Raw genomic sequence first — 24,905 nt, forward strand, 5'->3', positions numbered from 1 at the left:
TTAAATATTCAGGGCTTTAATGGTCTATTATATCTTGTTATTTACAAACTTCGCATATACAAAATTAGCGCATCCATTTCCATTTTTGAAAAGCGCTTAGTGATCGTTAAGTTAGGTTGCATCATTGAAAAATTAGCTGGTTCAATTATTGCATCGGATTTTCCTCTTAAAAAAGCTTCTAAGTCAGCTCCAACAGCATCATAGCCTTTTACAATTTCACGAATACTCGGTCCAATCATTTTTTTGTCCGCCATATGGCAACTTGTACAATTCCCCTTTCCTCTAAAAAGCTTATCTCCCTTATCAAGTAATTCAGCCTCTGTCCATTCTTTTTGATCATCTAAGTTTGTATTTGCTTTTTGATCTTTACCACCACAAGCTACCACACTCATAAGTATAAATAACAAAGCGCCAGTTTTTATAAAATTCATCATTGTTGTTGTTTATTTGTTTGTTCAAAAATAAAAAAACAAAACATACCTAACAGTATACAAAAGCGTCCTTTTAGTGCACTTATCGGACAAAATTAAACTTTACATTCGCATATAATGCGAATAGTAGCTTAACTAAAAAATTTCATTCGCTATATCGAATAAGTAAAATTCATAAACTGCTCTTCGATTTGCTTCCTTAAAAGAGACATTGTAATGCCAAGATAGGAAGGCAAAAAACAATTTGGTTTAAAATTGGAAAAAGAATACAATAGTAGATTAGACTATCCACATAGTTATTAACATTGTTGATAACCGCCGTTAATAACAGTCCTTAAAGTGTTAACAATTGTTGATAACTTCACTTACATCACACAATAAATTCCTTTTATTAAACAATAGAATATAGATTTAAAACCTATAATACAACTACTTACGAATATTAAAACCACTAAATAGTATAGAAAAAAAGATATACACCGAATTAAGAACTAATCCCCCTTTTTCAATCCAGTATTGTGGATAACTATACGTTTATATACTATTATACACAAGCAATAATTCAATAAAGGGAAATACTGCTTGACACTTTAATTAGTTTTCACATAGCCAGAACAAGGATAACAAGACATTTATCAACCTATTTAATTTATGACGCATAAAATGATAAATATTCTAAAATAAAAGTTAAATTTGTCAAAAATTAAAATTTCATACTATGAATCAAGAAAATTCAGCTCCAGACTTATCAAAATTAATAAGTGAATTAAAAAAAGGAAACTGGAAGATTATCGTACTCCCACTTGTACTGTGTGCAGGGATAATGTATTTCTTATACGTCTATATGCCAAACCGTCAAGAGATGAACAGAACAGATTTCTATTATACAAACTATGAGAAAGCTGAAGCTACAATCTTAGACACTTATGGTAATGGTAGAATTGGGAAAGGACAGGCAACACTGTACAAGATACAATTTGTAACAGCTAAAGGAGAAACAATCGTTGCGGAATATAGACAAGACACCTTCTTAGCAAAGGATAAAGGAGAGAAAATTGTTATCTATTACGACCCTGAAAACCCTTACGGTCAAACTTCGGAAGAAAGATACTTGGAAGAAAAGAGAATTCGCGACAAACAAGCTAACAAATAAGAAGTAAAGAATTGATAGATTTACTATCCTAATGGTAATTGGCTATTAAACAATAACAAAAAAGCTCAGTGAAATTAATCACTGAGCTTTTTCTATTTATTATACTTGATACAACTATTATTTATTCAAAAGTATTGCTGCTTCTTTAGCGAAGTAAGTTGAGATAATACTTGCTCCAGCGCGTTTGATACACGTTAATTGTTCCATCATGATCTGATCGTGGTCAAGCCATCCTCTCTCTGATGCAGCCTTTACCATAGCGTACTCACCCGATACTTGGTACACCGCTACAGGCACATTCACAGCGTCTTTCACTTCGCGTACGATATCTAAATAAGCCATACCTGGTTTTACCATTAGGATATCAGCTCCTTCTTCTACATCATATAACGCCTCTTTTACAGCTTCGATACGATTAGCATAGTCCATTTGGTATGTTTTTTTATCTTTTGGTATTTCTACATCTGCTCTTGGTGCACTGTCAAGTGCATCGCGGAATGGTCCATAGAATGCAGATGCATACTTAGCAGAATAACTCATGATACCTACATTCGTAAACCCTGATTGGTCTAATGCTTCACGCATACGCAAGATACGCCCGTCCATCATATCACTCGGTGCTACGAAGTCTGCTCCTGCCTCTGCGTGAGATACGCTCATCTTCATTAGTGCATCTACTGTAGGGTCATTCACTACTACTCCATTCTCGATAATACCGTCGTGTCCGTATATAGAATATGGATCTAATGCTACGTCTGGCATTACGATCATATCTGGACAAGCATCTTTTATCGCTTTGATAGCAGTCTGCATCAATCCATTAGGATTCCATGCTTCTGTACCTGCATTGTCTTTTAAATGATTACTTACTTTTACATAGATATTCACTGCGCGAATACCTACTGCATAAAGCTCTTTTACTTCCTTTACTGTCAAATCCACAGAACGTCTGAACATACCTGGCATCGAAGGAATAGCTTCTTGTACATTAGTCCCTTCTGCTATAAACATAGGGAACATAAAATCTTGTGGAGTCACGATAGTCTCTCTTACCAAACTACGAATAGACTCATTTGTTCTTAATCTTCTACCTCTTTGTAATGGAAACATAATCTTTTTGGTTTTATATGTTTATATACTATTGTTAATGCACGGATTACAAATCCGCGCAATCATTGTACCTGTATTGTGATAGACGTAATTCGTTACGTCTATACTATTGTCTTGGATTTATAATCCGTGCGTGACCTATTTCACCCAATCAATTGGTTCTGCCAATACCTTCAACAGTTTTTCTTCCCAACTGTTTTCTTCTGGATGGTGGTCATATACCCATTGTACATGTGGTGGCAGACTCATTAGGATAGATTCGATACGTCCATTGGTTTTTAATCCAAATAGAGTTCCTTTATCATGAACAAGGTTAAACTCTACATATCTACCTCTTCTGATTTCTTGCCATGTACGGTGTTCATCACCATAAGGGGTATCCATACGACGTTCTACGATAGGTGCATAAGCTTCTAAGAAGCTATCTCCTACTTCGGTTACGAAGTCATACCACTGTTGCATAGACATTTCTTCTGTTGCTTCTAAGCGGTCAAAGAATAATCCTCCGATACCACGTGCTTCATCTCTATGCGCATTCCAGAAATATTCGTCACATTGCTTTTTATACAATGGATAAAATGCTGGATTATGTTTATCACAAGCTGTCTTACATACAGTATGGAAATGCGTAGCATCCTCATCGAATAAGTAGTATGGTGTTAGGTCTTGTCCTCCACCAAACCAAGAACGCACTACTGTACCTTCTTTGTCATACATTTCGAAATAACGCCAGTTGGCATGTACAGTAGGTACCATAGGACTCTTTGGGTGAATCACTAACGATAATCCACAAGCGAAGAAATCTACATCTCCTACATTAAAGTACTTTTGCATCGCTACTGGTAACGGTCCATGCACGGCAGAGATATTCACTCCTCCTTTTTCGAATACTGCACCATTCTCGATTACACGTGTGCGACCTCCACCACCTTCAGGACGTTCCCAAAGGTCTTCTTGGAATATTGCTTTTCCATCTATATCTTCAAGTCCTTTTGTAATCGTATCTTGAAGTTGTTGTATATATTGATAAAATTGTTCTTTCATATTCAAATAGTGCCAATCCTACAGCAGTAGGACACTTTATAATTACAAGAATTGATCCGCAGAAAATCCCCTTATGCTTTCATTATTACCACTAAATTACATAAGGTAGATACGCTAAGTTGTAGCATGAACTATGAACTGTTACAAACTACTAATCTTAGTCATAATTGCAAATGAAAATGCTTTACTCTCGTCTTGTATAAATTGATAGACAGCTTTTGCTTTTGCTTTTAACAAAGGCTCTTGAGAAGACCATTTCACTAAAACATCTCCAAATTGTTCCATATACTCCCAAGAAAAATGGAAACGCAACAAATGAGGTGCCAATTCACCATTCGCCATAACAAGCATAGACTCATAACTAAGTCCTACTTTTTTCAATTCTTCATCTAAATCCCCAATCAACTTTTTGTCTTCAGGTACAAATCCTATGGAAGATAACTTCTGTACAATAGACTCTATTCGTCTATCTTCTTCGCTTTTGGTTCCTTTGTTTAACATAGGTCAAATGATATAGTAAAACAAAAAAGCCTACGGCATACTACGGCAGGCTTTTCTGTCAATATTTTACTTGTGTTCGTATTCTTTTACCGCTTCGATAAACGCTTTTGCGTGATCTACTGGGATATGAGGTAAGATACCGTGACCTAAGTTTACGATATACTTATCTTTTCCGAATGCATCGATCATCTCGTGTACCATCTTTTTAATAGTAGGAATTGGCGACATTAGACGGCTTGGATCAAAGTTACCTTGTAATGTGATATCCCCTCCTGTGAATAAACGAGCGTTCTGTGGGCTACAAGTCCAATCTACTCCTAATGCAGACGCTTTTGACTTCGCCATCTCAGGTAATGCAAACCAACATCCTTTTCCAAATACGATAACTGGAGTGATATCCGCTAATGCTTCTACTATTTGGTTAATATACTGCCAAGAGAACTCTTGATAATCTACTGGAGATAACATTCCTCCCCATGAGTCGAATATTTGTACAGCATTAACACCTGCTTTTACCTTTTCTTTAAGGTATAAAATAGTTGTATCAGTAATCTTTTGTAATAACGTATGAGCAGCTACTGGGTCAGAAAAACACATTCCCTTCGCTAAGTCAAAGCTCTTAGAACCCTTTCCTTCTACTGCATAACAAAAGATAGTCCAAGGTGAACCAGCGAATCCAATCAATGGTACCTCATCGTTTAACATCTCTTTCGTTACTTTAATAGCATCCATTACATATCCTAATGTCTCTTCGATATTAGGTACGATAACTTGCTCTACATCTTTAGCAGAACGGATAGGATTAGGTACCCATGGTCCTACTCCTGGTCTCATCTCTACATCAATGTTCATCGCTTGTGGTACGACTAAAATATCTGAGAATAAAATAGCAGCATCTGGTTTTACAATACGAATCGGTTGTACTGTAATCTCAGCTGCGATTTCTGGCATTCTACAACGTGTAAAAAAATCATACTTATCTCTTAATTCGCGAAACTCTGGTAAGTATCTACCTGCTTGACGCATCATCCATACAGGTGGTCTCTCTACTGTTTCACCTTTTAACGCTCTTAAGAATAAATCATTTTTAATCATTTCTATTCGATTTTAATACGTCAATTTTTAGCTGACTCTATTTATAATAATCCACACAAGCTTGTAATGTAGCCTCCACTGTAGGTTGCTTCGCGATTACAATATTCTGTGTAACTCCTTTTAATGGTTCTGCGGTCGTATCTCCTATACAGAAGCACACTTCTGTCGTGATGCTGTTCTGCTGAAGATAACTCTCTATCGCTGAAGGACTGTAAAAGCACAATCCATCAATTTTATGTTCATTCTTTAATGGATTAAGCACAGTCTGATATACTGTAAACTCATTAAAGACTACACCATTCGCCCTAAAAGCATCAGGCAATAAATCTCTTCTGATACTTCCACTAAAGAATGTTATCGTATTGTCTGTATAATTCTGAACAATGATAGGAGCTAATTCCTTGGCATAATGTGCCCAAGCCTTAACTTCCCAACCGTTCTCCTCCAACAACTCCTTTGTTTTTATCCCCACACATAGAGCAGGTTTCTTATTCAGAACTTCTCTATATCCTTGACTAATCACACTCTTTACTGCATTCTGACTCGTAAAAAGCACATACTCATTCACCTTACTGAGATCAAAAGTTAAGTGTTCAGTTGAGATATAGTCCTCTTGTAATAACTTCACCCCTTGTATATCTAAAGCTTCAAGTGTTGTCACTTGAATTTTACGAGTAGATAAAATGGTTGGAATAAAAGACATTCTATTTTTTTAATTGTTGACGTAATTCTTCCATTAGCTTATTGGCTCCCCCTTCTAACAATTCTTTAGCTGCAAAGAAACCGAGCTTTTTCCATTCTTGAATAGGAACTACCTTACTAACTTCAAACTTCTCTTTGCCATCTAATGAAAACAATGCACCAATAAATTGAATTGTGTCATCGTGTTCATTATACATAGCGTGAGCCCCAATTGGCGCTGTACAACCTCCCTCAAGAGTTCTAAGGAACTGGCGCTCAATATGTGTAGTCATCTCTGTTTCATAATCATTCAAATGATGCAAAGCATCTAAAACAAAATTGTCATCTGCCATTGCTACTACAAGCATTGCTCCTTGAGCTGGAGCAGGAATCATCCAATCTAAATTGATAAAGTTCTTAGGTTTCTTTGCTATGCGATCTAAACCAGCTGAAGCGAAAACAGCAGCGTTCCAATCGTTATCTTGTAGCTTTTGCATACGGGTATTTACGTTTCCTCTTAGGTCGACAATCGTATGCTTAGGAAACTTGTGTAACCATTGCGCTTTACGTCTTAAACTTCCCGTAGCAATAGTTGCCCCTTTTTCAGGATCTAAGAAATCAGTATTGCCTTTGTGTAGTAAAATATCAACAGAGTTAGCACGTTTCAGTACTGCTGCTTGCACGATACCTTGTGGCAACATAGTCGGCACATCTTTCATCGAATGAACTGCAATGTCAATTTCTTTATTAATCATCGCTACATCCAAAGTCTTTGTAAAGATTCCGGTGATTCCCATTTCATACAAAGGCTTATCTAAAACTAAATCACCTGTAGACTTTACGGGAACTAACTTAGTTTTATAACCCAATTTTTGAAGTTCACCTTCAACTTTTTTTGCTTGCCATAAAGCCAGTTCACTATCGCGTGTACCGATTCTAATAACTCTATTCATTATGATTTGTTTCTAATTGAAATACTTTCTCTATCCATTCAATACTCTGATCAACCACTGTGTCCTCATGACGAAGATGATTAGCGAATTGAGTAGTGATTTTTTGGATGATGCGCATACTTATAATTTCTGCTTGCTCTTGATCAAAGCCATCATACTTTTTGCGGTGATAATCTAACTCACCGTCTTTTATTTGCTCTAACTTAGATTTTAGTGCATGTATAGTAGGTGCAAATTTTCTCATTTTCGTCCAAGCAATAAACTCATTCATGATTTCTTCAATGATTTCCTCTGCTTGTGGAATAAACTGTCTTCTGCGTTCAAGTGTAATGTCAGTCATTTGAGATAAGTAATCCAGGTGGATTAACTCCACATTCCCCAATTCCTTTACATTCTCATTCACATTTTTTGGAATAGATAGATCCAATATCACCAAAGGTTTGTTTAAACTCAACAACTGCTTATCTACAGTGGGATTCTGTGCTCCCGTAGCAACAATGAGAACATCTGCTTTTCGAATTTCAGATTGTAAATCTGCGTAATCTTTGACAATTAGATTAAACTTCCCTGCAACTTCTAAAGCTTTCTCCTTTGTTCTATTGATTAAAGTGATATGGTCATTCTGTGTATGCTTTACTAAGTTCTCACAAGTGTTACGCCCAATCTTTCCAGTTCCAAACAACAGTATATTCTTGTTAGAAATATCTTGGACATTATCCATAATATATTGAACAGAAGCAAATGATACTGAGGTAGCCCCAGAACTCAATTCTGTTTCATTCTTAATGCGCTTACTTGCTTGTATCACAGCATTAACTAAACGTTCGAAGTAATTAGTTGTTAAGCCTTTCGCTTTTGACAAGTAGAACCCTGCCTTAATCTGTGCAATAATCTCGAAGTCACCCAATATTTGACTATCTAAACCAGTACCTACGCGAAATAAATGGTCTATAGCCTCTCTATTCTTATAAACATAAGCGACATTGCGAAAATCGTCTACAGTACCATTACTATTATCACACAACAACTGTATTAACTCAAAAGGGTGCTGAGCAAAACCGTAAATCTCTGTTCTATTACAAGTAGAGATAACAATTAAACTCTCAATACCGCTTCTTTTCGCCTGCTCTAATAGATTGTCTTTGGCTTCGTCATTTAAGCTAAACTTACCCCTCATTTCGGCATCTGCTTTCTTATAACTTAAACCTACAGTATAAAATGTAGACGACTTAGCCTTATCTATTCTTTCCATATTGCACTATTATTTCAAAAAAGTATACAAATTTAAAACTAAAGAATCGACAAAAGTAACGCTGTAGGGACTATTTATATCGCTCGAGGAAAAAGTTAAAAAAAATAACCATATTTAATTATTATACAGTACATTTGCAGTAATAGCAAGGCTTAACAAAGCCTCTATGTAGAATCATTCTAAATAAAAAATACAACTAAAAGTTTTTTTGATTGTCATAAAAATATCGCTATGAGTCCTATTGAAGAAATAAATATTGATTCACAATTTTCAATTTTAAGAATTGAAAATACAAATAATGAAACTATTCGTTTTGAGAAAGAAATGGGTACTGATATGATTCAATTTTACTTTTGCCTAAAAGGATCTGGTAAATTTGTATTCAATCAAGGCGCATACGCTTTAGGATTAGCAGAGGATAAATCACTATTGCTTTACAACCCTCAAAAACAACTTCCTATACACTTAGAGATAAACCCAAACACTTGGTTTATTGGCGTGTTAATTTCAATCAAGAAATTTCACGCATTGTTTTCTTCTGAAGCAGAGTTTATAGGATTCTTAAAAGGAGATAACATCAATAAAAAGTATTATCACGAAGATCAGACTTCTCCTTCTATGGCCATAGTATTGAACCAGATGTTCAACAACTATATGAATCAATCTATAAAAAACCTTTACTATACAGGTAAAACGTACGAATTACTAAGTCTACTCTTTCATCAAACAGAAGATAAGACTTTAGAGAACTGCCCCTTCCTATCAGATGAAGACGATGTAGTAAAAATTCGAAAAGCAAAAGAAATAATAATAGCGCGAATGACTGAACCACCTACACTGCAAGAACTTGCAGACACAGTAGGTATAAACATAAAAAAACTAAAATTAGGCTTTAAGCAAATCTACGGAGACTCTGTTTTCAGTTTCTTATTTGACTACAAAATGGAATATGCTCGAAAACTTTTAGAGAACGGTAATTACAATGTAAACGAAGTTGGATTGAAAGTTGGCTATAGCTCAGCGAGTCACTTTATCTCTGCTTTCAAAAAGAAATTTGGCACTACTCCCAAAAAATACTTAATGTCTATCAACACAAACAATTAAACAATGAAAGGTATATTATTAGTAAACTTAGGGTCACCTAAATCCCCAACAGCTAAAGATGTAAAACCATACTTAGATGAATTCTTAATGGACAAACGCGTAATAGACATGCCATACATTCTACGCGCTTTTTTAGTGAAAGGTATCATACTTAATACAAGACCTAAGAAATCAGCTGAAGCCTATCAAAAAATATGGTGGCCTGAAGGATCTCCCTTAATAGTAATATCGCAAAGACAACACAAAAAGGTACAAGAAAAAGTAGATATTCCAGTTGCATTAGCAATGCGCTACGGAGAACCTTCTATCAAAACAGGTATACAAGAACTCAAAAACAAAGGTGTCAAAGATATCTTAATGATCCCACTATACCCACAGTTTGCAATGGCCACAACCGAGACTATTGATGTATTGGCTGCTGAAATCATAAAGAAACACTTCCCTGATATCAACTTAACAAGTTTCCCTGCTTTCTACAAACGAAAAGAGTATACTGAAGCACTTGCTGCATCAATCAAAGGACACTTGGAAGGATTTGACTATGATCATATTCTATTTTCATATCACGGTGTACCCGAAAGGCACATTAGAAAATCTGATGTTACCAAAAGTCACTGTAAAATGGACGGACAATGTTGTTCTACTGCGTCAAAAGCTCATGAGTTTTGCTACAGACACCAATGTCTAGAAACTACAAGACAGGTAACGGAACTACTTGGAATACCACAAGAAAAACACAGCTCTTCGTTCCAATCGAGATTAGGTCCAGACAAATGGTTGCAACCTCCAACAGATGCTACAGTAAATGGATTAGCTGAAAAAGGCATCAAAAAGCTTGCAGTTGTCACACCTGCTTTCGTAGCAGACTGTTTAGAGACATTAGAAGAAATAGGCATGGAAGCACATCATGAGTTTTTGCAACGTGGAGGAGAGGAGTTTAGAACAATCCCTTGTTTAAATGACGATGAAATGTGGATAGATGCAATGGTTACCTGGATAAACGAATGGAAATCTAAATAATTATGTTTTACTTTTACTTAAAAGCACTACACATCATCTTCGTTGTATGTTGGTTTGCAGGCTTGTTCTACATCGTACGCTTATTTGTATACTATGCTGAAACAAAGGATATGCCTGAACTACAATCCAGCATCTTACGTGAGCAATATACAATTATGACCAACAGGCTATGGAATATTATTACATGGCCTGCTGCCATATTAGCAACCATTTTTGGCGCTTGGATGCTTGTCGAACAACCATTTTGGCTACAACAACCTTGGATGCACGTCAAACTACTATTTGTAGCACTGCTATTTGCATACCACTACACCTGCCACCTATTTGTCAAACAGATAAACGACAGAACTTTAACTAAGACTTCCTCTTTTTTCAGAATATGGAATGAAGGAGCAACAATAATTCTATTTTCTGTAGTTTTTTTAGTAATTTTAAAAAGCGCAGTAAATTGGATATTTGGAGTAGTGGGAATTGTAGGATTGTCAATTCTCTTAATGTTGGGCATAAAACTCTATAAACGAATAAGAGAACACAAAAACAACTAATGAAAGATGAGTTTCTTTTAAAGAATTTTTCCTTAAGAAATAGAATATTTTTTTCACTTATTTTCTTGAGTATCATTTCTTCTGTATTGATATCTGCAGTATCAGTTTATCAATTCAGAGAGGAAGCTCGTAATTATCACCAATATAGATTAGAGCGAAAGGAATTAGCGATTAATGAAAATATAAACTATATCCTAACAACCACAAGTTACCCTGTAACAACGGAGAATTTAGCTCTAATCTTTAAAGACAAAATACACGAACTCGCAGCAATACACGATACAGAGATTAACATCCATGACTTAAGTGGGAATATGATCATATCTTCCAGGGGAAGTTTTTCTGTAGACAACATCTCCAATACGCTATCACCAATAGTCCTAAGAACGATACAACTATCACATAACAAAAGATTTGTAGACATACAAGATCTCGATAAAAGCCGTATTAGAATTGCCTATAGCTTTTTAAAGGACAATAAATTCAAGCCGCTGGGAATTTTAAAGATCCCCTATGAAGAAAAGACTGAATTTTACGAAAATGAAATACAAAATTTCATGGTAAAGTTTGGTCAAGTCTATGTTATCATGCTTATTATGTCAATCGCTATTTCATATTTCCTTTCAAACTACATCATACAGAGTTTAAAAGACATCAGCATTAGAATAACAAGCACAGAACTTGGTCAGAAAAATGAGAAAATAGAGAATACTTCTACCAGCAAGGAAATCACGGCTTTAATAAACGCCTACAACGACATGGTCGACAAACTTGAGGACAGTTACCACAAGCTCGCTCAAACCGAAAGAGAACAAGCTTGGAGAGAAATGGCTAAACAAGTAGCGCATGAGATTAAAAACCCATTAACTCCAATGCGTCTTACAGTTCAGAGTTTTGAAAGAAAATTTGATCCACAAGATCCAGATATACGCACTAAACTAAAAGAATTTAGCTTAGTACTTATTCAGCAGATTGACACCATGTCATCAGTAGCAACAGCTTTCTCAAGCTTTGCCTCAATGCCCGCACAAAAAGACGAAACAATCAATGTAGTCAAAACAGTTAAACTATCATTAGATATCTTTAACGAACCTTATATCACATTTACAACTACTAAAGATGAAATCATTTCGAAAATTGACCAAACGCAATTAATCAGAATTATTACTAACTTAGTCAAAAATGCGATTCAGGCGATTCCAGAAGATACAGTACAACCAAGTGTAGAAGTAAGCATTGAACAAAAAGCAAACGATGTAATTATTAAAGTTACTGACAATGGAACTGGAATATCGCAAGAAAATATCAACAAAGTCTTTGAACCAAAATTTACAACAAAAACAAGTGGTATGGGACTTGGCCTTGGTATTATAAAAAATATAGTAGAAAATTATAACGGTAGTATCACCTTCACAACCAAGACAAATGTAGGGACAACTTTCACTGTGAGATTACCAATTTTAAGTAATGATAACAATTAAAATAAATATAGAATGAATTACGAAAATATTTTAATCGAAAAAGAGAATAAAATAGCCATTATAACAATAAATAGGCCTAAAAGTCTTAATGCCTTAAACAAACCAACAATAGAGGAGTTACACAGCGCTTTGAAAGCATTGGAATTAGAGAAAGAAGTAAGAGTTATTATCTTAACTGGAAGCGGAGAAAAAGCCTTTGTTGCAGGAGCAGATATCAAGGAGTTCTCAGATTTTAATATGAGTGAAGGATCCCAATTGGCAGCTAAAGGACAAGAGTTGCTTTTTGATTTCATACAAAATCTAAACAAACCAGTGATTGCAGCTATTAATGGTTTTGCATTAGGAGGAGGATTAGAGTTGGCAATGGCATCGCATTTCCGTATTGCATCAACAAATGCTAAAATGGGATTACCTGAAGTAACATTAGGACTAATACCAGGATATGGAGGAACACAGCGTTTGCCACAGTTAATAGGAAAAGGAAGAGCAATGGAAATGATAATGACTGCAGAAATGATTACTGCTGACAAAGCTTTAACTTATGGATTAGTAAACCACGTAGTAGATCAAACAGAACTGCTTGACTTCACTAAAAACATCGCAAACAAAATTGCCAACAACTCAGCAACAGCAATTGGAAGAGCAATCAAATCTATCAATGCAAACTACAGAGACGGCATAAATGGTTTCCATGAAGAAATCAAGAACTTCGGTGAGTGTTTTGAAACTGAAGACTTCACAGAAGGAACAACAGCTTTTATAGAAAAGAGAAAAGCCGAATTCAAAGGAACAATGTAACAAAATAAAAAGGTCGAAGCTTAATAAACTTCGACCTTTTTAATTATAAATATAAAATGGATATTTCTAACAGATAAAACTTCTAAAAGTTTTGTTGGCCTACTAGGACTCGAACCTAGAACGACTGAACCAAAATCAGCTGTGTTACCATTACACCATAGGCCAATACCTTTTGCATTCTAAAGCAGAACTGCTTCTGTATTGCGGTTGCAAATGTAGTATATGTTTAACAACATTCCAAAATATTTTTGAGGTTTTGTATAGCATAAAAACTAACAAACTCATTATCAATACTGATGTAAATAAAATTTAACATTTAGTAAACAAAAACTTCTGGAACATAAAAAAAGCCCTCTATAAAAGAGGGCTTCGTTGGCCTACTAGGACTCGAACCTAGAACGACTGAACCAAAATCAGCTGTGTTACCATTACACCATAGGCCAATACCTATTTTCGCATTCTAAAGCAGTACTGCTTCTGTATTGCGGTTGCAAATGTACTACATTTTTTATATTCACCAAATTTTTAGTTCAAAAAAATTAATTTTTTCTAATTCAAGTAAAAGACACAAAAAAAATCTTTTCTTTGTAAGTATAATATCTTAAATATTCAAGCAACTACACTTATGTTAACATTCAATTACAAAAAGTGGAATATCATAGGAGGATGGATATGCTTCCTTATCGCTTTAATTACGTACACTTTAACAGTCGAACCTACAGTAAGCTTTTGGGATCCGGGAGAGTATATAGCAACTTCAGCTAAATTACAAGTAGGACACCCTCCAGGAGCTCCAGGTTATCAAATGTTAGGAGCATTCTTTTCCCTTTTTGCAACTTCACCAGATAAAGTTGCCTTAATGGTAAATATGGTTGCTGTACTATCAAGTGCATTCACAATCTTATTCATGTATTGGAGTAGCACTAACTTAATTAAGAAAATAGTAGAAAAAACATCTGAATGGAATACAAGCAATGCATTCGTGGTACTTGGGAGTGCTGCAGTAGGATCACTTGCTTTTACCTTTTCAGATAGCTTTTGGTTTAGTGCCGTTGAAGCAGAGGTATATGCATCTGCCATGTTTTTAATTTCTCTACTACTCTACCTTGGTTTGAGATGGTACGATGATTTAGACAAAGAAAATGGTGATCGATGGCTTTTACTTATTGCCTTAGTAGCTGGATCTTCTTTTGGAGTACACTTAATGGCCTTATTGACAATTCCATCTATTGTGTTATTGTATTACTTTAAACAATATCAAAAAATCACTATTAAAAACTTTATAATTGGAAATATAGCTGCAGTTGCGATATTATTCTTCTTATTTGCATTCTTATTTCCAAAGCTGCTTGCCCTTTTTGGTAAGACAGAAATCTTCATGGTTAATTCAATGGGATTGCCATTTAACAGTGGTACAATTATAGCTTTCTTACTAATTGTCGCATTTTTTGTTATCACATTGAAGTATACCAAAAAGCACAATTATGTAAAAGCGAACACTATAATATTAGCACTTCTTTTTGTATGTATTGGATTGACGTCATGGATTATGTTACCTATTCGAGCGAACGCAAAAGTGGTAATCAATGAAAACACGCCATCAGATGCTGCAGAGCTCCTTGCCTATTACCAACGTGAACAGTATGGTGACGAAAGTATCTATTACGATTCTTATTTTACAAAGAAATATGTTGGCTTAGATGAAAATAATCCGTGGAAAGATGAGAATCCGAACTACGAAAGAGATTATAAAACTGGTAAATACATTATAGTTAACGAATGGCAAAATGCTGGTCAAAACTATAATAGCACACACAAAGGCTTTTTACCAAGACTGTGGAGTACAGATCGAAATCACCGCATCAATTATATGCGTTACACTAAACCACTGAGCTTTGAGGTTAAACCAGAAGTAATCAGTGCGATGGCACAGTACCCACAATTACAACAAGTAGTTCAAATTTCGAAAAGTGTACAAGAAGCAATCGATAAAGGAGAAATCGGTATCGAAGGTTTAGATAAATTCTTAGATCAATACGGACAATATCTTGATATCGAAGTTCCGAGTTTTGGTAGCAATATGTCCTATATGTTCGAGTATCAGTTTGGCTATATGTTTTGGAGATACCTGATGTGGAATTTCGTAGGACGTCAAGATGATATTCAAGGTCAAGGAGAAGCTCTTCACGGTAATTGGATTAGTGGAATCAAGCCTTTAGATGCTTTGAGATTAGGTAACCAAGACGAACTAACTCCAGATAGCTTAAATAACAAAGGAAGAAATACATACTTTTTCTTGCCGTTTATCTTTGCATTAATAGGAATAGTATTCCACTACCGAAAAGACCCTAAAATGTTTTGGGTATTACTTGTGTTGTTCCTATTTACAAGTTTTGCATTAAAGATATTCCTAAACGAAAGACCTTTTGAACCACGTGAAAGAGATTACGCAGTTGTACCTGCCTTTTACGTTTTTGCAATGTGGATAAGTTTTGGAGTATATAGTATCTACGAGGGAATTAAGAAATACGCTTCGCCAAAGGTTGTTGGACCAGCAATAGTAGGACTATCATTATTAGCCGCACCAGTACTAATGGCTTCACAAAACTGGGATGATCACGATCGATCAGACCGATATACAGCATTGGCAAATGCAAAGGCGTACTTAGACTCATGTGATAAAAACGCTATCTTATTTACCATTGGTGATAACGACACATTTCCCCTTTGGTATTTACAAGAAATAGAAGGTTATAGAACTGATGTGCGCGTTGTATGTACAAGCTTACTACCGCTTGACTGGTACATTGACCAAATGAAAGCAAAAGCATATGACTCTGAGCCATTGCCAATCAAGTTTACCCATGATCAATATGTTGGTAATAAAAGAGATGCATTAATCATACAACCTATGGTACAAGAAAGATTAGATATTAATCTTTTTATGAGCTTCGCCCGATCAGACGATAAACGATTACAGACTAAATCAGAGGCAGGAACAACGTTGTACTTATTGCCTACAAACAAGATAAGTATCCCTGTTGATAAAGATATCATCAAGAAAAACAATATTGTTTCACCTTATTTAATGGATCAAGTTGTAGACTCATTAGAAGTAAACATCTCTGAACAAGCAATCTACAAGCACCGATTAATTATGCTTGATATCATTGCAAATAACAATTGGGAAAGACCTGTTTATTTCTCAGGAGGAAGTTTTAATGATGATGATTTCGTTTGGATGAAGAACTACTTACAACTTCAAGGTTTAATATACAAACTTGTCCCAATTAAAACTTCAACAGAAAGTGGTCATCCATTAGACTTAGGAGGAATCGATGCAGATAGAATGTACACTAATGTCAAGTCTTGGTACTGGGGAAATATGGGAAGTGACAAAATATACCATGACCCACAAACAAGAAGAAACGCACTTAGTTATAGAATTAACCTTGCTCGTTTAATGGAACAGCTGTTAATTGAAAACAAAGAAGACAAAGCAAAAGAAATAATTGATATTGCTATGGATAATATGCCTATAGAATACTATGGCTATTACCAGTTAGTTCAGCCGTTTGTTGAAGGTTATTACAAAGTTGGCGAAAAAGAAAAAGCGAGAGAAATGACAACAGTACTCGCACAGAAATCAAAAGAGCAATTGAACTATTTCAATAGTTTGAAAATAGACGAAATAAACTACTATCAATCAGAGATTGTAGAACAGATAGAGATCTGGAGACAACTTGTCTTGATAGCAGAAGAAGAAGATCCTTCATTCTATGCCAAATTGAAAGAAGAATTCAATGAATACAATGCTAAGTTTCCGCAGTTTAGAAGACATGGACTATAGTAAATAAGTTAACAAAAGGCGATAGTAAATACACTATCGCCTTTTTCTTTATACCTTTGCACATTAATTAATTAAATGTATACAATGATCGAGAATAAAAATCAATCACGAACAAGTTTAGAACAATTAGGCGAGTTTGGTTTAATAGAACATCTTACAAAGGACTTCCCTATCCAGCAAGAATCCACGATCAAATCAGTAGGTGATGATGCTGCTGTTTTATCTTTTGAGAAAGAAAAAGTAGTTGTATCTACAGACTTATTGATAGAAGGCGTACATTTTGACTTAGCTTATGCTCCCTTAAAACACTTAGGATACAAAGCTGTAGTTGTAAATATATCAGATATTTGCGCTATGAATGCTGTTCCGACGCAAATAACGGTTTCTATAGCAGTATCTAACCGTTTCCCATTAGAAGCGTTAGAAGAATTATACGAAGGAATTAAACTGGCATGTAATTACTACAAGGTAGATTTAGTTGGAGGTGACACAACTTCTTCTCAAACAGGACTAATAATCAGTATTACGGCAATAGGTAAAGCAAATGAAGACGAGATTATCTATAGAAGTGGTGCTGGAGATAACAACCTGTTAGTTGTATCGGGAGATATCGGAGGGGCCTATATGGGATTGCAAGTTTTAGAACGAGAAAAACAAGTATTCTTAGTCAACCCAAATAGTCAACCAGATTTATCGATGTATGATTACATCATAGAAAGACAGCTTAAACCAGAAGCGAGAACTGACATAAGACAATTACTAAAAGACTTAGACGTTCACCCAACTTCAATGATTGATATATCAGATGGTTTATCTTCTGAGATCTTTCACCTGTGCACACAGTCCAAAGTAGGATGCAATTTATATGAAGATAAGCTACCTCTTGATCCTCAGTTTATAAATACATGTGAAGAATTCAATATTGATTCTACCACAATGGCTATAAATGGAGGAGAAGATTACGAACTTCTTTTTACTATCAAAATGGAAGACTTTGAAAAAGTAAAAGCAAATCCAAATCTAACGATAATTGGACACACAACGCAAGAGAGCGAAGGGTTACATTTAATCACAAGAGCAAATACAAAAATTCCTTTAAAAGCAAGAGGATGGAATCCTTTAGCAAATAATGAAGAAGAATAAAACACAAAGAGGTTATTTTCAAAGCGAAAGTAACCTCTTTGCATATCCACCAGTTCGAACTTCCTTATCTCCCTAAACCAAGCGTGTTGCTCAATTCTAGAGTACTCAAGCATCAATTGGCTTACAACCTGATAAGCCATAGCTCATTTTCACCAACAATCTCCATATCATTACTTACCTGCTTTCTAATTGTGAAACAGTAACAAATACACCTAAAATACCTTATAAAAAAACAAACAAAAAGTTTGAACGTTTAGACAAAGGAAACAAATCGATAAACGTCATATAGACACACCACAAGAGCCAATTACCATACTGCAGCAGACTTTACAAACATATTTTTCAATACTCAGAGAACAGAGCTCTCTCCTACTAATACTGTTTTAACTTACATATCACCACTTTGACCTTCAATACTTCATTAGCCTAATAAATGTCAAAAACTTCTCCTTTGAAAGCACTAACAAAGTACCTTTATACTCTTTTGTGCAAAAACAAATCTCTTTTCATACATACTATTCACTAAATAAAGCAAAAACCACCCACCTACACCCAAATGCAGTTCTTTCACGGTGTCTTTTTAATCATCATAAATAAGTCAAAATGCGAACAAAAAGCAATATATCAAACTAAAGAGGTCTAAAGATTAAATTTTCAACAAATATTATTTATATATCGCACATTTATTTATATTTACAAATACCAAAAACTATAAAATAACAATGAATAAAACGTATCAACTAAAAGTAGGTGGTGATGCTGTTTTTGAAAGTGAGAATTTATTACATACAAACATCAATTCCGCAAAAACAGGGATAGACTCATATCATGTCTTAAAGGACAATACTTCGTATGAGGCAAAACTTCTATCTAAAGATTTTAATACTAAAAACTACATTGTTTCAGTAAATGGCAATACATACACTGTAAACATTCAAACCGATTTAGACAATCTAATCAACAAGCTTGGTTTCGCATTGAATTCGACTAAACAAGTCAATTCAATAAAAGCACCTATGCCTGGGCTTATCTTAGACATAGTAGTAGCGGTTGGCCAGGAAGTACAGGAGAATGACAATTTACTCATTCTTGAAGCCATGAAAATGGAAAACAACCTAACTTCTCCAAGAGCTGGAAAAATCAAAGCTATTAACGTTAGCAAAGGAGCTACTGTTGATAAGGGATTAGTATTAATTGAATTTGAGTAGAAATGAATAAAATCTTAGTCGCAAACCGCGGAGAAATAGCTGTGCGCATCATGAAGACAGCAAAGAAGATGGGAATACAAACAGTAGCTGTATACTCAACTGTAGATAGAAATGCACCACACGTTAGAATGGCTGATGAAGCTGTATGTATAGGGGAAGCTCCTTCAAACCAATCTTACCTATTAGGAGATAAAATCTTAGAAGTCGCTAAATCACTAAATGTTGATGGAATACATCCTGGATATGGGTTTTTAAGTGAAAACGCTAACTTTGCTATTGCCTGTGACAAAGCAGGAATAACATTTATAGGCCCTGAATCACATTCCATCGAACTTATGGGAAGTAAATTAGCGGCAAAAGAAACAGTAAAAGCATATGGAATCCCAATGGTTCCAGGATTAGATGAAGCCATTACAGACCTTGATAAAGCAAAAGCTTTTGCTAAACAAATTGGATTCCCTATCCTAATAAAAGCTTCTGCTGGAGGAGGTGGAAAAGGAATGCGCATCGTCGAAAATGAAAGCGAATTTGAATCTCAAATGAATCGCGCAATATCTGAAGCAACAAATGCCTTCGGAGACGGATCTGTTTTCATAGAAAAGTACATCGGATCTCCTCGTCATATAGAAATACAAGTACTTGCAGATAAACACGGAAATATTGTTCACTTATATGAAAGAGAATGCAGTATCCAAAGACGCCATCAAAAAGTAATTGAAGAAGCACCTTCTGCTGTACTGACACCTGAGGTTCGTAAAGCAATGGGAGAAGCAGCTATAAAAGTTGCTCAATCGTGCAATTACATCGGAGCAGGAACGGTAGAATTCCTAATTGATGAAAACCTAAATTTCTATTTTTTAGAAATGAACACCCGCTTGCAAGTTGAGCATCCTGTTTCTGAGCTAATTACAGGATTAGATTTAGTAGAAATGCAAATTAGAGTTGCGAGAGGTGAAGTACTTCCTTTTACACAAGAAGACTTAGAAATTAAAGGTCACGCATTAGAGCTAAGAATCTATGCAGAAGATCCTGTAAATGACTTCTTACCAAGTGTAGGTCACTTAGAACAATATCAATTGCCTATAGGACCTGGTATTCGAGTTGACAATGGAATAGATGAGGGAATGGAAGTGCCAATATACTATGATCCTATGCTTACCAAGCTAATCACTTTTGGAAAGACACGTGAAGAAGCGATTGAGATCATGTTAAATGCAATCAAGCAATTTAAAGTAAAAGGCATTCAGACCACGCTCCCATTTGGTCAATTTGTATTTGAACACCCAGCATTTAGATCTGCGAATTTTGATACAAACTTTGTAAAGAAATATTACAAAGCAGACATTATACAACAACAGTATAAAAATGAAGAAGAAGTTGCTGCTTATATAGCATTACAACAATACTTGGAAGATCAAAAACTATTACGCCTACCAAACTAATTCTACCATGAATCAAAAAACATTAAAATTACAAGATATAAAAGCCCAAGCTAAACTTGGCGGAGGGCAAAAAAGAATAGACACACAGCATAGTAAAGGCAAACTTACAGCAAGAGAGCGCATTGAGTATTTATTAGATGAAGGTTCATTTGAAGAAATAGGAATGCTGGTAACGCACCGTACAACAGACTTTGGAATGGATAAAGAAGTTTACTATGGCGATGGTGTTGTTACAGGCTATGGAACGATTAACGGTCGTTTAGTGTACATTTTCGCACAAGATTTTACTGTCTTCGGTGGTGCACTTTCAGAAACACATGCCGAAAAGATATGTAAAGTCATGGACTTAGCTGTCAAAATGGGAGCTCCAATGATTGGTCTTAATGATTCAGGAGGAGCGCGTATACAAGAAGGTGTACGTTCCCTTGGAGGATATGCAGATATTTTTCATCGCAACGTTAAGGCATCTGGAGTTATTCCACAAATATCCGCTATCATGGGACCTTGTGCTGGTGGAGCAGTATACTCACCAGCGATTACAGATTTTACCATGATGGTTGAGGGATCAAGTTATATGTTTGTCACAGGTCCGAATGTAGTAAAAACTGTGACAAATGAAGAAGTAACCTCTGAAGAATTAGGGGGAGCCAGTACACACTCAACAAAATCAGGAGTTGCACATACAACCTCAGCTAATGACATTGCTTGCCTTGAAGACATCAAAAGGATCTTATCCTATATGCCTCAAAACAATCAAGAAAAACCATACGACGTACCGTATAAAATAACTGAGGAATATAGATTTGACTTAGATAATATAGTACCTGAAAGTGCTAATAAACCATATGACATGAAAGATGTCATTCATCAGATCATCGATGAAGATACGTTTTTTGAGATTCACAAAGATTATTCTGAAAACATCGTGGTTGGCTTTGCCAGATTAGGAGGAAAAAGTATTGGTATAGTTGCAAACAACCCAATGTTCTTAGCTGGATGTCTTGATGTAAATAGCTCTATTAAAGCAGCGAGATTTACGCGTTTCTGTGATTCCTTTAATATTCCTCTATTAGTATTAGTGGACGTACCAGGCTTTTTGCCAGGGACAGATCAAGAGTGGAATGGTATCATTGTACATGGAGCAAAACTACTATATGCACTAAGCGAAGCTACCGTACCAAAGGTAACACTCATTACGCGTAAAGCTTACGGAGGTGCTTATGATGTGATGAACTCAAAACACATCGGAGCAGATATGAACTTTGCATGGCCAAATGCTGAAATCGCAGTTATGGGAGCAAAAGGAGCGAGCGAGATAATCTTCAAAAAAGAAATCTCTGAAGCAGCAGATCCTGCAGCTAAATTAGCTGAGAAAGAGGCAGAATATGCTGACAAATTCGCAACACCATACAGAGCAGCACAACGTGGTTTTATCGATGAAGTAATTCTACCTAATGAATCGCGACGCAAACTATTAAAAGCTTTTGCCATGTTAGAAAATAAACAAGTAGAGCTACCCAATAGAAAACACGGGAACATACCCTTATAAATAAAACAAAAAACATCAGGTTAAGCCTGATGTTTTTTGTTTATACTATCTTCAATTGCCATATTATCTACAAAAGCAATTATCACTACAATACTTTACGTAGATTAAAACCTCTTTTTCCTCAACACATTAGAGCCAAGAAATCATATTTCTTAAAAAAAAGAAGACACATGATAACTATCATTAAATATTAATTTGATTTTTAAGAATTTTACACTAATTAATTTATTAAAAAAAGTTATAAAGAAGTAAAAATAAATGATTTTTATACTTATTAATTAAAATAGGATATTATATTTGTAAACTTTTTAAAAATATCAAGGCTCGCTATTGAGCATAATATTTTTCTTTTAAAAATTTAAAATAGCAGAACTATGATTTATAACGAAACAAGAAAAAATCCTCTATTGAGTATTTTCGCCTTACTTTTATCCATAGGATCAATAATGTTATTTATTTATCCAGAGACAATCGCTTATGCAAAAGTCATAGGTCCATTGTTCTTTTTTATTGGGTTAGTACTGAGTGTGGTTAGTTTAAAACAATCGAGTAAGGTAATGGCTTATTTAAGTTTCTTCTGCTTATTTATAATGTTAAGTATGGTTACTAAATCAGTTGTAACCATCTATTCTCCAGTAGATGAAGCAATAGAACATATTGCCAATATCAAATAATTACTTTTATCGTGTAATCACCCAAAGAGAGAAATACAATATATTTCTCTTTTTTTATTTAAAAAACCTATAGTTGCCTATTCCCTTTTAGTACCTTTATAGCACAACAACTAAAGAAAATCATCATGCGAGATATAAGCGAACTCATCAACACAGAAGAACCTGGGTGGGAGCTTGTTCAACAGTGGATTAATGAAGCTACAAGAACTATAGAAGTTTTACCAGTTATTTCAAAACAACAGGCTGAACAAGTACTACTGGATACTCAAGTGAGCACCCGCTCACCTATGGGAGCTATAATCTATGAAACTGGAGGAATACTTGTTGCCGATGGATGGATACGTATCTTAGGTAGTGGGTCAGAAAAACTAACTCGATCTATATCTGAATGGAACAAAAACAAGCAAAGCAATGACTTTAGTAATCAACCTGGTTTTCTGTTAGTTGCAGATGATGCAATTGGAGGATATTTTTGTATAAATGCTGGTGTATTAGGAAAAGATGTCGGCTCTATGTACTATTTTGCTCCAGATAGTTTAGACTTCGAACCGTTAGAAGTAAACTATTCTCAATTGATAAACTTCTTTTTCTCTGGAAATATTGAACAGTTTTATCAAGACTTTCACTGGAAAACTGAACAAGAAGACTTGAAATCACTTTCTCCTGATGATGTTTTCAACTTTTCCCCTCCCCTGTGGACTGTTGAAGGAAAGAATCTCAATGAAAGCATTATTCGCCCAATATCTGCAGAAGAACAATACTTTTTAAACTTAGAATTGCGCACAGGATTAAATAACATACAAAATATCCCCTAAGATCATGTATAACTACAATATCATTCCTAATTACAAAACACATACAACCAAACTTGTCTTACCTGAAGAATCTGAACTTTCAACTTGTGAAAGCAAATTAAACATTCAGCTTCCTGAATGTTATACACAATTTATCTCACAATATGGGAGAGGTATTCTCGGAGGTACATATATTCGTATATACATGCCAAGCTTTGTTGCAAATAACCAAGAGGAATGGATAGAACGCATAACAGAATATTACTTCTGGGATGATGGGAAAAATGTATTGACAAAAGAAGAAGTACTAAATTCAATTTGTTTAGGAGACACTTTGGACGGTGATGAAATCATCTACTATAACAAGCAATACTTTGTCCTTCCGCGAAATGAAGATTTAATATACCCTTTGGGGAATACGCTTACCGAAGCAATCGAGTGGTTATGCAGTAGCAATATACTTACAGAAGCTTTTACAGAAAGAGATTTCGAACCTATCAACGAAGATATATAAAAGAAGATCGGAATATAGGCACTATCTCCGAAACATTCCATTTTTATTAGAATTGAATTAGAACTTAATACTTTAGTAACTTTGAATTAATACAAATTAGTACTTTAGCTCTTTCATTCGTTAATAAGTTTATAACTTTGTATTAATAATCAATAGGGGATTCTTGTGAAAAGAAAAGTTGCACTACTGTTTATGTTAATCTTTTTGGTCTCGACAACTGAGTTTGGTCAGTTGTTGAAAGTACCACTATTGATTGAACATTACGTAGAGCACAAGACTAATAACCCCAATCTAACCATGTGGGGCTTTTTACAGATACACTATAGTGAAAGTCACAAGGAAGAAGGAGATCCTGTAGACGAAAAGCTACCTTTTGTCACGCATCACTTTGTGAGTATAATAGGTATCGTTACTCCTACTCCTGTTCTCAAGATAGAACGCATTAGATTCAATACCATCCACGACAAGATACACGCTTTCGACGAAGATGAAGTCGAGAGTAGCTACTTATCTTCTATTTGGCAACCGCCGAAATACTGTTAATACCTTATCGCCAAATTTAA

Annotated in this window: 23 protein-coding genes and 2 tRNA genes; 15 read left to right on the forward strand and 10 right to left on the reverse strand. The window is 35.2% G+C overall.

What is annotated here, in order from left to right:
* Nucleotides 1-41: 41 nt before the first annotated feature.
* A complete protein-coding gene (locus GJV76_RS04990) occupies nt 42-434 on the reverse strand; it encodes a c-type cytochrome (RefSeq protein WP_155091540.1) in 393 nt (130 codons plus the stop codon).
* 715 nt (nt 435-1,149) lie between these two features.
* Between GJV76_RS04990 and GJV76_RS04995 the strand changes: the two genes are divergently transcribed.
* Nucleotides 1,150-1,584 (forward strand): DUF3592 domain-containing protein, encoded by a 435-nt coding sequence (locus GJV76_RS04995; RefSeq protein ID WP_155091541.1) that lies wholly within the window; start codon nt 1,150-1,152, stop codon nt 1,582-1,584.
* Between the two features lie 117 nt (nt 1,585-1,701).
* Here the strand turns inward: GJV76_RS04995 and hemB are convergent, their stop codons facing one another.
* The 7 genes from hemB to hemA form a co-directional block, all read right to left on the reverse strand.
* The gene (hemB, locus tag GJV76_RS05000; RefSeq protein WP_155091542.1) at nt 1,702-2,694 is read right to left on the reverse strand and encodes a porphobilinogen synthase; all 993 of its coding nucleotides are present in this window, start codon (nt 2,692-2,694) and stop codon (nt 1,702-1,704) included.
* Nucleotides 2,695-2,832: 138 nt separating this feature from the next.
* Nucleotides 2,833-3,738, reverse strand: coding sequence for an oxygen-dependent coproporphyrinogen oxidase (hemF, locus tag GJV76_RS05005; RefSeq protein ID WP_155091543.1), 906 nt, complete (start codon nt 3,736-3,738; stop codon nt 2,833-2,835).
* A gap of 141 nt (nt 3,739-3,879) precedes the next feature.
* Nucleotides 3,880-4,239 carry a hypothetical protein gene (locus GJV76_RS05010; RefSeq protein ID WP_155091544.1) on the reverse strand — a complete coding sequence of 120 codons (360 nt, stop codon included), beginning with the start codon at nt 4,237-4,239 and terminating at the stop codon, nt 3,880-3,882.
* Between the two features lie 66 nt (nt 4,240-4,305).
* Nucleotides 4,306-5,334 carry a uroporphyrinogen decarboxylase gene (hemE, locus tag GJV76_RS05015; RefSeq protein ID WP_039328658.1) on the reverse strand — a complete coding sequence of 343 codons (1,029 nt, stop codon included), beginning with the start codon at nt 5,332-5,334 and terminating at the stop codon, nt 4,306-4,308.
* A gap of 37 nt (nt 5,335-5,371) precedes the next feature.
* The gene (locus GJV76_RS05020) at nt 5,372-6,037 is read right to left on the reverse strand and encodes a uroporphyrinogen-III synthase (protein ID WP_155091545.1); all 666 of its coding nucleotides are present in this window, start codon (nt 6,035-6,037) and stop codon (nt 5,372-5,374) included.
* Nucleotide 6,038: 1 nt separating this feature from the next.
* Nucleotides 6,039-6,968, reverse strand: a complete 930-nt coding sequence (gene hemC / locus GJV76_RS05025) for a hydroxymethylbilane synthase (protein ID WP_155091546.1) — start codon at nt 6,966-6,968, stop codon at nt 6,039-6,041.
* The gene (gene hemA / locus GJV76_RS05030) at nt 6,961-8,220 is read right to left on the reverse strand and encodes a glutamyl-tRNA reductase (protein WP_155091547.1); all 1,260 of its coding nucleotides are present in this window, start codon (nt 8,218-8,220) and stop codon (nt 6,961-6,963) included. The genes hemC and hemA overlap by 8 nt, the downstream gene beginning before the upstream one ends.
* A gap of 231 nt (nt 8,221-8,451) precedes the next feature.
* Between hemA and GJV76_RS05035 the strand changes: the two genes are divergently transcribed.
* From GJV76_RS05035 to GJV76_RS05055, 5 genes are read left to right on the forward strand one after another with little or no spacing between them, the layout of a single operon-like run.
* Nucleotides 8,452-9,324 (forward strand): helix-turn-helix transcriptional regulator, encoded by an 873-nt coding sequence (locus GJV76_RS05035; protein WP_155091548.1) that lies wholly within the window; start codon nt 8,452-8,454, stop codon nt 9,322-9,324.
* A gap of 3 nt (nt 9,325-9,327) precedes the next feature.
* The gene (hemH, locus tag GJV76_RS05040) at nt 9,328-10,344 is read left to right on the forward strand and encodes a ferrochelatase (RefSeq protein WP_155091549.1); all 1,017 of its coding nucleotides are present in this window, start codon (nt 9,328-9,330) and stop codon (nt 10,342-10,344) included.
* A 2-nt stretch (nt 10,345-10,346) separates the two neighbouring features.
* Nucleotides 10,347-10,889, forward strand: coding sequence for a CopD family protein (locus GJV76_RS05045; protein WP_155091550.1), 543 nt, complete (start codon nt 10,347-10,349; stop codon nt 10,887-10,889).
* On the forward strand, nt 10,889-12,370 hold the full coding sequence (locus tag GJV76_RS05050) for a sensor histidine kinase (RefSeq protein ID WP_155091551.1): 1,482 nt from the start codon (nt 10,889-10,891) through the stop codon (nt 12,368-12,370). The genes GJV76_RS05045 and GJV76_RS05050 overlap by 1 nt, the downstream gene beginning before the upstream one ends.
* Nucleotides 12,371-12,382: 12 nt before the next feature.
* Nucleotides 12,383-13,168 carry an enoyl-CoA hydratase/isomerase family protein gene (locus GJV76_RS05055; protein ID WP_155091552.1) on the forward strand — a complete coding sequence of 262 codons (786 nt, stop codon included), beginning with the start codon at nt 12,383-12,385 and terminating at the stop codon, nt 13,166-13,168.
* A 94-nt stretch (nt 13,169-13,262) separates the two neighbouring features.
* Here the strand turns inward: GJV76_RS05055 and GJV76_RS05060 are convergent.
* Both GJV76_RS05060 and GJV76_RS05065 read right to left on the reverse strand, forming a co-directional pair.
* Nucleotides 13,263-13,333: transfer RNA gene (locus GJV76_RS05060), tRNA-Gln, on the reverse strand.
* 207 nt (nt 13,334-13,540) lie between these two features.
* Nucleotides 13,541-13,611 (reverse strand) — tRNA-Gln (locus GJV76_RS05065).
* A 182-nt stretch (nt 13,612-13,793) separates the two neighbouring features.
* Between GJV76_RS05065 and GJV76_RS05070 the strand changes: the two genes are divergently transcribed.
* From GJV76_RS05070 to GJV76_RS05110, 9 genes are all read left to right on the forward strand, one after another.
* Nucleotides 13,794-17,018 (forward strand): glycosyltransferase family 117 protein, encoded by a 3,225-nt coding sequence (locus GJV76_RS05070; RefSeq protein ID WP_155091553.1) that lies wholly within the window; start codon nt 13,794-13,796, stop codon nt 17,016-17,018.
* An 84-nt stretch (nt 17,019-17,102) separates the two neighbouring features.
* Nucleotides 17,103-18,161: a thiamine-phosphate kinase gene (gene thiL, locus GJV76_RS05075; RefSeq protein WP_155091554.1), complete on the forward strand. Its 1,059-nt coding sequence runs from the start codon at nt 17,103-17,105 to the stop codon at nt 18,159-18,161.
* Between the two features lie 722 nt (nt 18,162-18,883).
* Nucleotides 18,884-19,369 carry an acetyl-CoA carboxylase biotin carboxyl carrier protein subunit gene (locus GJV76_RS05080; protein ID WP_155091555.1) on the forward strand — a complete coding sequence of 162 codons (486 nt, stop codon included), beginning with the start codon at nt 18,884-18,886 and terminating at the stop codon, nt 19,367-19,369.
* 2 nt (nt 19,370-19,371) lie between these two features.
* A complete protein-coding gene (gene accC / locus GJV76_RS05085) occupies nt 19,372-20,811 on the forward strand; it encodes an acetyl-CoA carboxylase biotin carboxylase subunit (RefSeq protein ID WP_155091556.1) in 1,440 nt (479 codons plus the stop codon).
* A gap of 7 nt (nt 20,812-20,818) precedes the next feature.
* Nucleotides 20,819-22,360, forward strand: coding sequence for an acyl-CoA carboxylase subunit beta (locus tag GJV76_RS05090; RefSeq protein ID WP_155091557.1), 1,542 nt, complete (start codon nt 20,819-20,821; stop codon nt 22,358-22,360).
* 374 nt (nt 22,361-22,734) lie between these two features.
* Entirely contained in the window at nt 22,735-23,034 is a 300-nt protein-coding gene (locus GJV76_RS05095; protein ID WP_155091558.1) for a hypothetical protein, read from the forward strand.
* Between the two features lie 125 nt (nt 23,035-23,159).
* Nucleotides 23,160-23,849, forward strand: a complete 690-nt coding sequence (locus tag GJV76_RS05100) for a DUF2625 domain-containing protein (RefSeq protein ID WP_155091559.1) — start codon at nt 23,160-23,162, stop codon at nt 23,847-23,849.
* A 4-nt stretch (nt 23,850-23,853) separates the two neighbouring features.
* Nucleotides 23,854-24,342 (forward strand): SMI1/KNR4 family protein, encoded by a 489-nt coding sequence (locus GJV76_RS05105; RefSeq protein WP_155091560.1) that lies wholly within the window; start codon nt 23,854-23,856, stop codon nt 24,340-24,342.
* A gap of 192 nt (nt 24,343-24,534) precedes the next feature.
* Nucleotides 24,535-24,885, forward strand: a complete 351-nt coding sequence (locus GJV76_RS05110) for a hypothetical protein (protein ID WP_155091626.1) — start codon at nt 24,535-24,537, stop codon at nt 24,883-24,885.
* Nucleotides 24,886-24,905 lie beyond the last annotated feature (20 nt).

It is taken from the genome of Myroides albus, assembly GCF_009711045.1.
Lineage (GTDB): Bacteria > Bacteroidota > Bacteroidia > Flavobacteriales > Flavobacteriaceae > Flavobacterium > Flavobacterium album_A.

Coding starts and splice junctions, on each gene's coding strand:
- GJV76_RS04990 (WP_155091540.1), bottom strand. CDS start 434: ATGATGAATTTTATAAAAACTGGCGCTTTGTTATTTATACTTATGAGT.
- GJV76_RS04995 (WP_155091541.1), top strand. CDS start 1,150: ATGAATCAAGAAAATTCAGCTCCAGACTTATCAAAATTAATAAGTGAA.
- hemB (WP_155091542.1), bottom strand. CDS start 2,694: ATGTTTCCATTACAAAGAGGTAGAAGATTAAGAACAAATGAGTCTATT.
- hemF (WP_155091543.1), bottom strand. CDS start 3,738: ATGAAAGAACAATTTTATCAATATATACAACAACTTCAAGATACGATT.
- GJV76_RS05010 (WP_155091544.1), bottom strand. CDS start 4,239: ATGTTAAACAAAGGAACCAAAAGCGAAGAAGATAGACGAATAGAGTCT.
- hemE (WP_039328658.1), bottom strand. CDS start 5,334: ATGATTAAAAATGATTTATTCTTAAGAGCGTTAAAAGGTGAAACAGTA.
- GJV76_RS05020 (WP_155091545.1), bottom strand. CDS start 6,037: ATGTCTTTTATTCCAACCATTTTATCTACTCGTAAAATTCAAGTGACA.
- hemC (WP_155091546.1), bottom strand. CDS start 6,968: ATGAATAGAGTTATTAGAATCGGTACACGCGATAGTGAACTGGCTTTA.
- hemA (WP_155091547.1), bottom strand. CDS start 8,220: ATGGAAAGAATAGATAAGGCTAAGTCGTCTACATTTTATACTGTAGGT.
- GJV76_RS05035 (WP_155091548.1), top strand. CDS start 8,452: ATGAGTCCTATTGAAGAAATAAATATTGATTCACAATTTTCAATTTTA.
- hemH (WP_155091549.1), top strand. CDS start 9,328: ATGAAAGGTATATTATTAGTAAACTTAGGGTCACCTAAATCCCCAACA.
- GJV76_RS05045 (WP_155091550.1), top strand. CDS start 10,347: ATGTTTTACTTTTACTTAAAAGCACTACACATCATCTTCGTTGTATGT.
- GJV76_RS05050 (WP_155091551.1), top strand. CDS start 10,889: ATGAAAGATGAGTTTCTTTTAAAGAATTTTTCCTTAAGAAATAGAATA.
- GJV76_RS05055 (WP_155091552.1), top strand. CDS start 12,383: ATGAATTACGAAAATATTTTAATCGAAAAAGAGAATAAAATAGCCATT.
- GJV76_RS05070 (WP_155091553.1), top strand. CDS start 13,794: ATGTTAACATTCAATTACAAAAAGTGGAATATCATAGGAGGATGGATA.
- thiL (WP_155091554.1), top strand. CDS start 17,103: ATGATCGAGAATAAAAATCAATCACGAACAAGTTTAGAACAATTAGGC.
- GJV76_RS05080 (WP_155091555.1), top strand. CDS start 18,884: ATGAATAAAACGTATCAACTAAAAGTAGGTGGTGATGCTGTTTTTGAA.
- accC (WP_155091556.1), top strand. CDS start 19,372: ATGAATAAAATCTTAGTCGCAAACCGCGGAGAAATAGCTGTGCGCATC.
- GJV76_RS05090 (WP_155091557.1), top strand. CDS start 20,819: ATGAATCAAAAAACATTAAAATTACAAGATATAAAAGCCCAAGCTAAA.
- GJV76_RS05095 (WP_155091558.1), top strand. CDS start 22,735: ATGATTTATAACGAAACAAGAAAAAATCCTCTATTGAGTATTTTCGCC.
- GJV76_RS05100 (WP_155091559.1), top strand. CDS start 23,160: ATGCGAGATATAAGCGAACTCATCAACACAGAAGAACCTGGGTGGGAG.
- GJV76_RS05105 (WP_155091560.1), top strand. CDS start 23,854: ATGTATAACTACAATATCATTCCTAATTACAAAACACATACAACCAAA.
- GJV76_RS05110 (WP_155091626.1), top strand. CDS start 24,535: ATGTTAATCTTTTTGGTCTCGACAACTGAGTTTGGTCAGTTGTTGAAA.